Source organism: Nocardia sp. NPDC051981, from assembly GCF_040680715.1.
Classification (GTDB): Bacteria; Actinomycetota; Actinomycetes; order Mycobacteriales; family Mycobacteriaceae; genus Nocardia.
In genome coordinates this window covers 12,719-24,787 of the sequence record NZ_JBFAXK010000010.1, presented here as the reverse complement: position 1 = coordinate 24,787, position 12,069 = coordinate 12,719, and the positions used below count along the sequence as shown (strand labels likewise).

Below are 12,069 nucleotides of genomic sequence, written 5' to 3'. Positions count from 1 at the left end.
AAACAACAAGGGAGCTCTCACTGCGGAAATTCGTCCGAATCCCCGCGATGAGAGCTCCCTCGTGCGGAGCTAGCTGTCGACGTGGACGTGGGGACGCTGGGAGCGGCGCGGGATGGCGCGGCGGAGGATCTCGCGGGTTACGGGGGCGACCTCGCCCTCACCGAAGAACATGAAGCGCATCAGGTTCGTCAGCGGATTGCCCTCGGTCCACTCGAAGTACACGTGCGGGCACTCGCCCGTGCGGTCGCGGATCGCGATCAGGATGGAGGCGATGCAGTTCGGCACGGCCGCGGCCTCGACGGTGAGGATGTGGTAGTCCTCGACGTCGACCTCGGTCACGTGCAGTTCGGTGCTGAACTCCGAGGGGTCCTTGACTATGACCTCGAGGAAGAGGATCGGCTCCGTCTCGGGAATGTGACTCTCGCGACGCTGGTCGGCTTCCTTCTCCGCGTACTCCTCGGGCGAGCGCCCATCGGTGATGTCGTGGGTGACGATGCGGATCTCGCCGCGCTCGGCCAACTGGTCGATCATCTGGCAGGCCTTCTCGTCGAAGATCACCTCGACGGCCCGCAGCTCGAAGGCCCGGCGAACACGAGAGGCGAACGACACCACCATGATCGCCACCACGAAAAGGATGGCCAGATGCAGACCGGCCGGCTTCTCGATGATGTTGTCGATGGTGGTGTACACGAAGATCAGCGACACCAGGCCGAAGCCCAGCACACGCGTGTGCTGCTTCTTGCGCCAGGCCGAAATTGTCACGGCCACGGCCGCGGAGGTGATGAGCACCAGGACACCGGTCGCGTAGGCCGCGCCCTGCGCGTCCACGCTGGCGTCGAAGTACCAGGTGATGCCGAAGGACACGAGCGCGAAAACCAGGGTCAGCGGCCGGATCTGACGCGCCCACTCCGGGGCCATGCCGAAGCGCGGCAGGTAGCGCGGCACCAGATTGAGCAGACCCGCCATGGCCGAGGCGCCCGCGAACCACAGGATGGCAATGGTGCTGACGTCGTAGACGGTGCCGAACGCGTTGCCCAGGTACTCGTGCGCCAGGTAGGCCAGCGCGCGGCCGTTGGCCTGCCCACCCTCCTCAAATTCCTTCTCCGGAATGAGGATGGTCGTGATGAAGCTGGTGACGATGAGGAACGCGCTCATGATGACCGCGGCGGTGGTCAGCAGCTTGCGGGTGCCGTTGATGCGGGTGCGGGGGTATTCCTTGGAGTCGGCCGGATTGCCCTTGATCTGCGGCATGACCGCGACACCGGTCTCGAATCCGGACAGACCCAGCGCCAGCTTCGGGAAGACCAGCAGCGCCACGCCGATCATGGCGAAGATATTGCCGTGCTTGGCCGTCAGCAGATGCGACCAGTCGGTCACCAGGTGCGGAGCCTGCAGCACCTTCGTGATGCCGACCACGGCGACAACCAGATTCAGCGCCAAGTACGCGCCCACCAGCCCGACCGCGATGCCGATGGCCTCACTGAACCCCTTCAGGAACACCGCCGCCAGCAGCGCCAGCAGGACCAGCGTGATGGTCATGTTCTGGTTCTGCAGGAACGACGGCACGTACGGGTTCTCGACGATGTGCGCCGCACCGTCGGCGGCCGAGAGCGTCATGGTGATGGTGAAGTCGGTGGCCGCGAAGCCCAGCAGCACCAGAATGGAGACCTTGCCCCACCAGCTCGGCATGAACTTGGCGAACATGGCGATCGAGCCGCCGCCGTCGTGGCTCTCCCGGGCCACCCGGCGGTAGACCGGCAGCGCGCCGAGCAGGGTGAGAGCAACCAGCACAATGGTCGCCAACGGCGACAGCACACCCGCGGCGAGCGCCGCGATGCCGGGCTGATAACCCAGTGTCGAGAAGTAGTCGACACCGGTGAGGCACATCACCTTCCACCAGGAATGCTGATGCTCCTTGGGAGCCTTCTTGGCCATCGGGCCCGGAATCTGCGAGTACTGCTCCCCCGCGTCTTCCAATAGCCAGTTCGCGAAGCGCGAGCGCGGCTGTGCGTCGGTCGTGGTCAAGGAGTCCTCCCCGGAACCCTGGTCGTCCGGTTTCCCGAAATATTCCGTAAATGACGTGACGAATGTACTCACGGCAAATCGGGCGCGGACAGTGCCCGCGCCATGAGCCGTTCAGTCCGGTGTGCTAGCCCAGATAGGCCGCGATGGCGGTGGCGATGGCCTGCGCGAATCGCGCGCGGCCATCCGGTGATTCGATGATCGCGGCGTCGCCGGGATCTCGCATGTTCCCGCACTCGACGAGGGCGGTCGGGCGCTCGGAGAAATTCAGCCCGGCCAGATCGGCCCGCGGGTTCAGCCCGTCCGAGCCGACGTAGGTGGAGGTGGTGAAGCCCGCGCCGACCATGGTGTCGCGCAGGGTGGTGGCCAGCTGCACCGACGGCCCGGACTGGGCGTCGTTCAGCGCGGGCGAGGAGTAGGCGACGTGGAAGCCGTGGGCGCCCGCGGGCGCGCCGTCGGCGTGGATGGAGACCACGGCCGCCGCGCCGACCCGATTGCCGAGGGTGCCGCGGTCGTTGACGCACGGGCCGACGCCGGTGTCGCTGTCGCGGCTCATGATCACCTGGTAGCCGCGGGCGCTGAGCAGGTCGCGGACGCGCTGGGCCACATCCCAATTGAATTCGTGCTCGGTGTAGCCGTCGTCACCGCTGGTGCCGGTGGTGTTGCAGGGCTTCATGCCGCCGCGGCCGTCGGGCACCTGGGCATTGATCTCGTCGGTGTGGGCCGCGCCGCCGCCGTTGTGGCCGGGATCGAGGACCACGGTCTGGCCGGCGATCGGAAACAGCGGGCGGACAGGAGCTTCCGGCACCGGGCGCGCGAGCGACCCCGAAACCGGTGCGGCGGCGAGGCTCTGGCCGGTGCCCGCGATCAGCAGGACGCCGCAGAGGGCCGCGAGGGACTTCCAGGTTCGGTGTCGCACGGGACAAACGATAACGGTTGAATCACGAACGGGTTGGTCAGTGTTCGAGTTTGCGCAGGAGTCCGTGGAGTGTGCGCAGGTCGGCCGGGGTCAGGGCGGCCAATTCTGCGGGCGCCGGGTCCGGCGTGGCGAGGGCCTCGGCCACCACCTCCTGGCCCGCGCGGGTGAGCGAGATGAGCTTGCAGCGCCGATTGGTCGGGTCGATCTCGCGGATCACCAGGCCGCGCTCTTCGAGATCATTGACCACGACCGTGGTGGCGGGGGCGTCCATGGTGGCCGCCCGCGCCAGCTCCTTGGCGGTGAGCGGGCCGGGCAGCAGCCGGCGCAGGATGCGAATCCGGCTGAACGGCATGCCGGTTCGCTCCACCACCGCGCGCTTCCAGGTGTCGCGGGTGTCCATCACCAGGTGGGTGAGCTGCCGCCAGACCTCGTCGGTCGTGGGCGTGTCATCCGGCATGAGCGAGGACCTTCTGTTCGAGCAGGGGGGCGACGCGATCTCGCGAACGGTACGCCCAGTCGGTATTGGCGGCCACGCCCAGTGCGGTGACCGCGGCGGCGAAACCGGCGATGGTCCACCACAATCCCGCGCCCGTGAGCGCACCACACAGTGCCACACCGAGACTCACACCGACCTGGCGGCTGGTGGAGGCGACCGCGGCCGCCGCGCCCGCGCGATCGAGCGGCATGCCGCTCACCGCGGTGGTGGTGATGGGCGCGTTCACCATGCCGAAGCCGATGCCGAACAGCGCGAAGGTGATGACCAGCTGCCAGATCGGGGTGTCCGGGTGCAGCAGGGTGAGGCCGATCGCTGCCACCGCCATCAGGATGCCGGAGGCCAGCAGCGACGGGCGGGTGCCGTAGCGGCCCACCAGCCGCCCCGACAGCGGCGAGAAGAACAGCATGCCCAGCGCCATCGGCAGGTACAGCAGACCGGTGTGCACGGCCGAGAAGTGCCGGGTCCCTTGCAGATACAGCGACATATCGAACAGGAACGCGCCCAGCGCGGCGAACGAGCAGACCGCGATGACGGTGGCCGAGGAGAACGGGAAGCTGCGGAAGAAGCGCAGATCGATGAACGGCGACGGGTGGCGCGCCTCGTGCCAGACGAATCCGGCCAGCGCCACGGCGGACACCACGAAGACCGCCGGTTCGCGCTCGATCAGGCCGTACACGAGGGTGAACAGGACCACGATCGCCAGCGCCTGCCCGATCGGATCCATGCCGCGCGGCCTGGCCGACTTCGATTCCGGCACATAGGCGGTGGTGAGCGCCAGCGCGACCGCCACGATCGGCAGGTTGATCCAGAACACGGACTGCCAGCCCAGGCTGTCGATGAGCACGCCGCCGACCATGGGCCCCAGCGCCGTCGAGATGCCGACCACCGCACCCCACACGCCGACCGCCCGTGCCCGCTCGATCCGGCCGGTGAAGGTGGTCGTAATGATCGACATGGCAACGGGATTCAGCATGGAACCACCGACGGCCTGCACGAACCGCGCGCCGATCAGGACCTCGATGGTCGGCGCGACGCTGCACAGCAGCGAGCCGAGCGCGAAGGCGAGCAGTCCGATGCGGAACACCCGCTTGCGCCCGAAGCGGTCGGCGGCCGCGCCGGAGAGCATGAGCAGGCTAGCGAGGGTGAGCGTGTACACGTCGACGATCCACTGCAGCCGCGACAGCGGCGCGCCCAGGTCGTCGCGGATGGCGGGGATGGCGACATTCACGATGGTCGCGTCCATGGACGAGATCAGCAAGCTCAAACAGCAGGTGATCAGGATGATCGTCTTCCGGCGCGAGCTCAGCTCGTCGACAGTTGTAAGCACACAACGATTGTGAAGACACAACTATTCCGAGCGCAAGGGGTCGCGCCGATGGCACGGATCACACGAGGCATTGGCGGACCAGCCGAGCCCGCACGGTGACACCGCCGGCACAACGCGGATTGTCAGTGTCTGGGAGTCACCGGGTTCGTCAGCGCCGACCACGCGCCGAGCACATCCTCGGTCTGCTGCTCGGCGGTGCCGTAGGTGTGAGCGGCGACGGTGAATCCGGGGCCGAAGGACACCGATGCCACTTCCGGAGCGCCGACATCGGACCAGCCCCACTTGGTTCCGTACACCTGCGGCAGTCGCGCGGTGCCCCAGTCCTGACGGGTGCCGTCGGCCGCCCGCTCGCTGGGCTGTTCCATCCAGGCCAGGATCAGGCTGTCGGGTTCGTCGCGGATTTTCGCGGCCAGGAAGTCGGCCACGTCGGCGACGCTGGTGGTCGACAGTTCCCACCCGCCGCCGCCGTGGGTGGCGCGCAGGCCGTACTCCTGGGCGACCGCGTCGATGGCGTACGGATATTTCGCCGCGATCCGGTCGGCGGCCGCGTCATCGGACTTGCAGACCATGCGCTCGCCCAGTTCGCGATCCTCGGCCGAGCCGTCGCCGTGCCGCAGAGCGAAATCCGCCAGGAACAGCTTGGCGATGGACAGGGCCGCGCGCTCCTGGGTCTCGTTGTCGGTGCCCCAGCCCGCGCCTGGCACCAGCGTGCGCACCGAGAGCGCGGTGCGCGGCGGGATGTGAACGGGCTGCGGGATGTCCGGTTCGAAGCCCGGTTGTGCGCACGCGGCGCCCGCCACGGCCATCCAGACCCCCGCCACCACGGCCGCGACCGCACCGGCTCTGGTACCCATCACCACCTCCGCGTCGTGTTCCGCCCGATGCCACCTTGCTCTCCGAGGCCGGGCGAAGGTTCACGACACGCCGATGACTCTCAGACCGTGAGGATGGTCCGGCCGACGGCGGCGCGGGAGCCGATGGCGGTGTGTGCGGCGGCGGCCTGATCGAGGGGGAAGGTCTGGCCGATGACGACCTCGAGGCGACCGGCGGCGACCTCGGCCTGGGCGCGGTCGTGGAGGGTGAGCCAGTCGGTCTCGGGGGTCGCGATCTCGAACAGGGAGACGATGGTGATGCCCTGGGCGGCAGCGGATTCCGCATCGACCGCGGCGAAGCCACCGGCCGAGTTGCCGTAGGCGATGAGCAACCCGCCGGGAGCGGTCGCGGCCAGGGCCGCGCGGCCGATGTCGCCGCCCGCGCCGTCGAGGACCACCTGCACGCCGCCGGTCCGTTCCCGGACCCGCTCGGCCCAGCCGGGTTTCGAGTAGTCGACCACCTCGTGTGCGCCGAGCCGTTGCGCCAGAGCGAGTTTCGCCTCCCCGCGCGCGGCGGCGATGACCTGCGCGCCGGCCGCGCGCGCCAGCTGGATGAGCAGGGTGCCCAGACCGCCCGCGGCGGCGGTGATCAGCACCCACTGACCCGGTTGGATCGCGGCCCGGTCGGCGACCGCGAGCACGGTGCGTCCGTCGTGCACGAGCGCGGCGGCCTGCTCGAAGCTCAGCTCGTCGGGGATGACGGCCAGGGTGCCGACCTTGGCCAGGGCCCGTTCGGCATAACCGCCGACGGGCAGGCCGCCACCGATGCCGCTGGCCGCCGTCGGGGTGGCGACCCGCTTGCCGACCCACGCGGGGTCGACGTCGGGCCCGACCGATTCGACCGTGCCCGTGACCGCGCCGCCGGGGACGAACGGGGGCTCGACGGGGAAGAAATTGCGCGCCCACCCGCTGCGCAGTGTCGTGTCCAGGAACATGACGTCGGCGGCCGCGACCCGCACCACCACTTCGCCCGGACCGGCGACCGGATCCGCGACCTGCCGCACGGTCAGCACCTCGGGTCCACCGAACTCCTCGGCCTGCACTACACGCATCTCGTTGCCTCCCTTTCGCTTTCGACGGGGTGTCGATGACTCCAGCATCGAACCTCTACTTATGTTGAGGTCAAGAGGGCGGGCCGCGATTCCGCTCTGGGCGAACCGTGGGCGATTCACGGGCATACCGAAACCGGGGCTGCGTCATGTCCCGGAGCCGGGATGAGCGCATGCGAGAATCGAGCGGTGGTGATCGCGGCGGCGCCGAGTTATCGCATCGTTCCGGCGCGGTTCCGGCTGCCCTTGTCGCTGTTCATGTTCGGCGGGCTGAGCGGGGTGACGCTGGCAGCGATCCGGGTGGTGACGCTGCTGCGACCCGCAGGGCCGCAGGTGAATTCGTGGTCGCCGATCGTCGCCGTACCGATTTTCGGGTTCGCGCTCGGCTCCCTCATCGCCGGTGCGCGCATACGCGAACAGGAACTCGAGGACATCGAACCTGGCACGCGCACTCGATAATGACCGCATGCAGTACCCCGAATCGCGGCTTTCCGACACCACCCGCGTGGAAGCCTTCAGCGATGGCGTCATGGCCATCGCGATCACCCTGCTCGTGCTCGAGATTCGCATTCCGGAGACCGATGACGGCTCGCTGTGGCATGAGCTGACCGGGCTGTGGCCGAGCTACCTCGCCTATGCCGGATCGTTTCTCACCATCGGTGTGATCTGGCTGTGCCATCACCGCTTCTTCGGCCGGGTCCGGCGAATGGACGGACTGCTGCACTGCGGCAATCTGCTGTTGCTCCTGGCGGTGGCGTTCCTGCCGTTTCCGACAACCGTGCTGGCCCATCATCTGGAGGACGGGGGCTGGAATGCCAAGGTGGCGACCGCATTCTACGGCGTGCTGGGTGCGGTGCAGGCGGCGGCCTGGTTCGTGATGTGGATTGCCCTGCGCCGCAACCCGGATCTGTTCGAGCCGGGCTACGATGCGGACTACGCGCGGCGGGAGAGTATGCAGGCGGTGATCGGCTTCGTGGGCTTCGACCTGATCGCGGCGATCGGACTGGTGCTGCCCGCGGCGGCGTTGCTGCTGTATCTGGTGGCGGTGCTGGGCTACGGATACCTGAGTACGCGCCCGCAGGTCTTCGCCCGCATCTGAACCGCCGTCCCGCTCAACAGGACTCGTGATCGTGGGCGGGTTCGCGCTCGGGTAGCGCCGCCCGCCCCGTGCGCTTATGCTGCGTCCGGCAGATCCGAATCCGCTTGCCGGTCCGGGCATTTGGCACGGATACCGCATGCGGGTGCGGTTGGGGGCATCGGGGTGTTCGCCCTGGTGGACGTCGGTTCGGAAGTGCGGAGCGTGTCGGAATCAGTGAATCCGCCGGGCGGGGAGCAGCAACCCGTCCTACGACAGCGACCGCCCCTGTCCACACTGGCGGGATCCCTGGCGCTCAGTGCGGCCGCGGTAGCGGTCGCGGTCCTTTACTCCCCCACCGATTTCCGGGTGCCGCTGGCCATCGGCGCGAGCGTGGCGGCGCTGTTGCTGACCGCCGCCCTCACGGCCGCCGCCTACTACCGGGGCCGGGTGCAGGCGGTGCGGCAGGAGGCCCTGGCCTACACCGCGCAGGCCGATGCCCATGTGGCCGCGACTGTTTCCGCCGCTCAGGCGCGAATAACCGAGTCCGAGGCCAGGATTCACGGCATCCGCGAACAGGTCGCGGCCGAGGCCCGAGCGGCCAAGGAGAGCGAGAGCCGCCGCGCCGCCGCCATGGCCGCGTTTGCCGGCGCGGCGGGGCGCATGCAGGCCATGAGCACCAGCATGCTGGCGGAGCTGCGTGAGATGGAGCACCGGCACGCCGACCCGAAGGTGCTGGCCGACCTGCTGGAACTGGACCACCGCACCGCGCAGGCGGGCCGGCTGGCCGACAGCATCGCGGTACTCAGCGGTGCGCGCTCGGGCCGCCGTTGGGCGAAACCCATTGCCATGGAATCGATTCTGCGCGGCGCCATGGGCCGGGTCGCGGGCTACCAGCGCGTGCGCCTGCGCGCGATCACCGAGATCGCCATCGCGGGCCATGCCGCCGAGGGCGTCATGCACGCCCTGGCCGAGCTGCTCGACAACGCCTGCAACTTCTCCCCGCCCACCACCGAGGTCCACGTCTACGCCGCCGAGGTCCCCGCCGGTGTGGTGATCACCATCGAGGACTCCGGCCTCGTCATGAGCGAGTCCGCCCTCCGGCGAGCCGAATCCGCCGTCTCCGGCCCCCACGCCGGCTCCGACCTCTCCACCCTCTCCGGCACCCGCCTCGGCCTGGCCGTGGTCGGTCACCTGGCCCGCAAACACGACCTCACCGTCAGCTACCGCCCCTCCGCCATCGGCGGCACCGCCGTGGTCGTCGTCATCCCCCGCGAACTCACCACCCGCCTGGAACGCCAATCCGGCACTTTCGGCCGCCTCACCCCGGTCACCACCCGTCCGCACCCCGGCACTCCGGCGAGGGATGTCCCCACCGCGCCCGAAACGGCCCCGCCGCCGAAACCCGCCTTTGCCTCCACCGCCCCGGACGTTCTTCCGGCCCAGCCCGAAATCGACCAGCACACAGCGACTTCCAGCGGCCTGCCGAAGCGCCGCCGCGGCAGCACGCTGGCCGCCGTCCACCCGGACGGCCTGTCCGGCCCGGCGCAACCCGAGGCGCCACGCATGCCGTCCGCGCCCTCGGCCATGGCCGCCTTCCAACGCGCCTTCACCACGAACTCGTTCCCCGCCCCTACGACCCCATCGGAGACCGATCGATGACACCGCCCGCCACACATCTGGGTTGGCTGCTGGAGCAGTTGCTGGCGCGTACGCCGCGGGCGCGGCATGCGCTGCTGCTGTCCGGCGACGGGTTGAAGATCTGTCATACGGCCGGGCTGGGGACCGACAGCGCGGATCAGCTGGCGGCGATCGCCGCTGGGATCCAGAGTCTTTCGCACGGGGCCTCGGTGGAGTTCGGGGACGGGCGGGGCGGGGTGCGCCAGTCGATGACCGAGTTCTACGGGGGCATCCTGTTCATCGTCGAGGCCGGAGTGGGGGCGCACATCGCGGTGGTGGCCGCGGAGGACGCCGATGCCGGGCTGGTCGGCCACACGATGCGGGAGCTGGTCGAGCAGCTCGGCGAGCATCTGGCCGCCGCCCCGCGGGTGCCGGGGGCGAGCGTGTCGTGACCAGGCCAGACGAGGATCCGGATCGGCTGTACACGCTGACCGGCGGTCGCAGCCAACCGGATTCGGACGCGTTCGATCTGGTGACCCTGGTGGTCAGCGAATGCGATCCGGTGCGCGGCATGCAGTCCGAGCATGCCGCCATCCTCGACATGTGCCGCGCGCCGACGGCGGTGGTGGAGATCGCGGCCGAGCTGCGGCTGCCGGTCGGCATCACCGTCGTCCTGCTGTCGGACCTGCTGCACGCCGGCAAGATCACGGTGCGTCATCCGGATCATGCCGCGCGGCAATGGAATTCGCTGCCCGATACCGACATGCTGGAAAAGGTGCTCGTTGGACTCCGTAAGCTCTGACATCCGGTGCGCCGGCACCGAGGACCCGCGTCCGGCCCGCGCCGACGCCCCGCTGCACGCCGATGCCCGGCAGGGCCTGAAGATCGTGATCGTGGGCGGCTTCGGCGTCGGCAAGACCACCATGGTCCGCTCGATCAGCGAGATCCGCCCGCTGGACACCGAGGCCACCATGACCCAGGCCGGCCAGGGCGTCGACGATCTCGCGGGCGTGCCCGGAAAGACCACCACCACGGTGGCTTTCGACTTCGGCCGCATCACCATCGACACCGAGCACGTGCTGTACCTGTTCGGCGCGCCCGGCCAGGAACGCTTCTGGTTCCTGTGGGACCGCCTGTTCGCGGGCGCGCTGGGCGCCATCGTGCTGGTGGATCAGCGGCGGATCGCCGACTCCTGGTACGCCATCGACCGGCTCGAGCACCAGCGCACCCCGTTCATCGTGGCGTGCAACAACTTCGGACCCGGCCCAGCCCTGCCCGCGGTGCGCGAGGCGCTGGATCTGGACCCGCACATCCCGCTGCTCGACTGCGACGCCCGCGACCGCGACTCCTGCAAGAACGTCCTGATCGCCCTGGTCGAATACCTCTCTCACCCGGAGACCGCGCTGTGGAGGAATCCCGCATGACATCGCCCGCGCCGGGTTCCTGCCCCGTGCCCCACGAGCCCGGCGTGGTGCCGTTGAGCGGCCCCCGTTTCCACACCGATCCGCATTCGCTCTACCGGGAGATGCGCCGCGACCACGGGCCGGTGGCCGCGGTCGAGCTACCCGGCGGGATTCCGGCCTGGCTGGTGCTGGGGTATCGGGAGATGCACCAGGTCACCAGTTCTCCCGAACTGTTCCCCCGCGATGTCAGCCTGTGGAATCAGTGGCCGAACATCCCGCCGGACTGGCCGCTGCTGCCCATGGTCGGCTCGCCCATGCCGTCGATCTATTTCACGGCGGGCGCGGAGCACCGGCGGCACCTGGCCATGGTCGAACCCGCGCTGGAATCGGTGGATCCGTTCGAATTGCGCCGGGTCTGTGAGGGTTTGGCCGATCGGCTGATCGACTCCTTCTGCGGTCGCGGCCAGGCCGATCTGGTGGGCGAGTTCGCCGAACCGCTGCCCGTGCTCGTCCTGGCCTGGCTGCTGGGCATTCCCGACGCGGAAGGCCCCGGGCTGGCGCGGGCCATGAAGGTGATGGCCGACGGCGGCGCCGACGCGCAGGCGGCGCACCTGCAGTTCATGCAGTACATCCAGCATCTGCTGGCGGTGAAGAAGACCGCGCCGGGCGATGATCTGGTCTCGCGCATGCTGGCCTTCCCGGCGCCGTTCACCGACGAGGAGTACGTCAACGACCTGATGGCCGTGACGGCCGCGGGACACCTGCCGACGGCGGACTGGCTGGTCAATTCGGTGCGCCTGATGCTCACCGACGACCGCTTCGCTGCCGCCCTGGGCGGCGGACGGCGCAGTGTGGACCAGGCGATGAACGAGGTGCTGTGGGAGGACTCCCCCACCTCGATCCTGGCCGGGCGCTGGGCCGCGCGCGATACGCGCCTGGCGGACCGGACGATTCGCGCGGGCGACCTGCTGCTGCTCGGGCTGGCCGCCGCGAACACCGATCCGCACGTGCGCCAGGCGGTCGGCGAGGCCGCCACCCACACCGGCAACAACGCGCACTTCGCGTTCAGCCACGGCGAGTACCGCTGCCCGTTCCCGGCGCAGCAGATCGCGGAGGTGGTGGCGCGCACCGGCATCGAGGTGCTGCTGGACCGGCTGCCGGACATCGATCTGGCGGTGCCCGCGCAGAACCTGGTGCGGCGGCCGTCGCCGTTCCTGCGCGGAATGACTTCCCTTCCTGTTGTTTTCACTCCTGTTCGCGCTCTCGGAGGTTTCCAGTGAGTTCCC

General features: G+C 69.2%; 13 protein-coding genes. 7 read left to right on the top strand and 6 right to left on the bottom strand.

The window, feature by feature from the left end; all coding sequences use genetic code 11:
- Positions 1-69: 69 nt before the first annotated feature.
- The 6 genes from AB0L60_RS19055 to AB0L60_RS19030 all read right to left on the bottom strand — a co-directional run bounded on the left by AB0L60_RS19055 (position 70) and on the right by AB0L60_RS19030 (position 6,688).
- Complete coding sequence (locus AB0L60_RS19055) at positions 70-1,935, bottom strand: amino acid transporter (protein ID WP_364615951.1); 1,866 nt, start codon at positions 1,933-1,935, stop codon at positions 70-72.
- A gap of 214 nt (positions 1,936-2,149) precedes the next feature.
- Positions 2,150-2,941 carry an N-acetylmuramoyl-L-alanine amidase gene (locus AB0L60_RS19050; RefSeq protein WP_364615345.1) on the bottom strand — a complete coding sequence of 264 codons (792 nt, stop codon included), beginning with the start codon at positions 2,939-2,941 and terminating at the stop codon, positions 2,150-2,152.
- 37 nt (positions 2,942-2,978) lie between these two features.
- On the bottom strand, positions 2,979-3,398 hold the full coding sequence (locus AB0L60_RS19045; protein WP_354838014.1) for a MarR family transcriptional regulator: 420 nt from the start codon (positions 3,396-3,398) through the stop codon (positions 2,979-2,981).
- Complete coding sequence (locus AB0L60_RS19040) at positions 3,388-4,764, bottom strand: MFS transporter (protein WP_364615341.1); 1,377 nt, start codon at positions 4,762-4,764, stop codon at positions 3,388-3,390. The genes AB0L60_RS19045 and AB0L60_RS19040 overlap by 11 nt, the downstream gene beginning before the upstream one ends.
- Before the next feature lie 122 nt (positions 4,765-4,886).
- Entirely contained in the window at positions 4,887-5,618 is a 732-nt protein-coding gene (locus AB0L60_RS19035; protein ID WP_364615338.1) for a hypothetical protein, read from the bottom strand.
- An 80-nt stretch (positions 5,619-5,698) separates the two neighbouring features.
- On the bottom strand, positions 5,699-6,688 hold the full coding sequence (locus AB0L60_RS19030; protein ID WP_364615335.1) for a zinc-binding dehydrogenase: 990 nt from the start codon (positions 6,686-6,688) through the stop codon (positions 5,699-5,701).
- A gap of 162 nt (positions 6,689-6,850) precedes the next feature.
- Between AB0L60_RS19030 and AB0L60_RS19025 the strand changes: the two genes are divergently transcribed.
- The 7 genes from AB0L60_RS19025 to AB0L60_RS18995 all read left to right on the top strand — a co-directional run bounded on the left by AB0L60_RS19025 (position 6,851) and on the right by AB0L60_RS18995 (position 12,063).
- A complete protein-coding gene (locus AB0L60_RS19025; protein WP_364615332.1) occupies positions 6,851-7,144 on the top strand; it encodes a hypothetical protein in 294 nt (97 codons plus the stop codon).
- 7 nt (positions 7,145-7,151) lie between these two features.
- Complete coding sequence (locus AB0L60_RS19020) at positions 7,152-7,784, top strand: TMEM175 family protein (RefSeq protein ID WP_364615329.1); 633 nt, start codon at positions 7,152-7,154, stop codon at positions 7,782-7,784.
- A 201-nt stretch (positions 7,785-7,985) separates the two neighbouring features.
- Positions 7,986-9,422, top strand: coding sequence for an ATP-binding protein (locus AB0L60_RS19015; RefSeq protein WP_364615326.1), 1,437 nt, complete (start codon positions 7,986-7,988; stop codon positions 9,420-9,422).
- Complete coding sequence (locus tag AB0L60_RS19010; RefSeq protein ID WP_364615323.1) at positions 9,419-9,832, top strand: roadblock/LC7 domain-containing protein; 414 nt, start codon at positions 9,419-9,421, stop codon at positions 9,830-9,832. The genes AB0L60_RS19015 and AB0L60_RS19010 overlap by 4 nt, the downstream gene beginning before the upstream one ends.
- Positions 9,829-10,182, top strand: coding sequence for a DUF742 domain-containing protein (locus AB0L60_RS19005; protein ID WP_364615320.1), 354 nt, complete (start codon positions 9,829-9,831; stop codon positions 10,180-10,182). Before AB0L60_RS19010 ends, AB0L60_RS19005 begins: the two co-directional genes overlap by 4 nt.
- A 52-nt stretch (positions 10,183-10,234) precedes the next feature.
- Positions 10,235-10,804, top strand: coding sequence for an ATP/GTP-binding protein (locus AB0L60_RS19000; protein ID WP_354838494.1), 570 nt, complete (start codon positions 10,235-10,237; stop codon positions 10,802-10,804).
- A complete protein-coding gene (locus tag AB0L60_RS18995) occupies positions 10,801-12,063 on the top strand; it encodes a cytochrome P450 (protein ID WP_354837996.1) in 1,263 nt (420 codons plus the stop codon). Before AB0L60_RS19000 ends, AB0L60_RS18995 begins: the two co-directional genes overlap by 4 nt.
- Positions 12,064-12,069 lie beyond the last annotated feature (6 nt).

Excerpts from the sequence above, each read along its gene's own strand:
- AB0L60_RS19045 (WP_354838014.1), bottom strand. The coding sequence starts at position 3,398 with ATGCCGGATGACACGCCCACGACCGACGAGGTCTGGCGGCAGCTCACC.
- AB0L60_RS18995 (WP_354837996.1), top strand. The coding sequence starts at position 10,801 with ATGACATCGCCCGCGCCGGGTTCCTGCCCCGTGCCCCACGAGCCCGGC.
- AB0L60_RS19055 (WP_364615951.1), bottom strand. The coding sequence starts at position 1,935 with ATGGCCAAGAAGGCTCCCAAGGAGCATCAGCATTCCTGGTGGAAGGTG.
- AB0L60_RS19020 (WP_364615329.1), top strand. The coding sequence starts at position 7,152 with ATGCAGTACCCCGAATCGCGGCTTTCCGACACCACCCGCGTGGAAGCC.
- AB0L60_RS19035 (WP_364615338.1), bottom strand. The coding sequence starts at position 5,618 with ATGGGTACCAGAGCCGGTGCGGTCGCGGCCGTGGTGGCGGGGGTCTGG.
- AB0L60_RS19010 (WP_364615323.1), top strand. The coding sequence starts at position 9,419 with ATGACACCGCCCGCCACACATCTGGGTTGGCTGCTGGAGCAGTTGCTG.
- AB0L60_RS19025 (WP_364615332.1), top strand. The coding sequence starts at position 6,851 with ATGAGCGCATGCGAGAATCGAGCGGTGGTGATCGCGGCGGCGCCGAGT.
- AB0L60_RS19030 (WP_364615335.1), bottom strand. The coding sequence starts at position 6,688 with ATGCGTGTAGTGCAGGCCGAGGAGTTCGGTGGACCCGAGGTGCTGACC.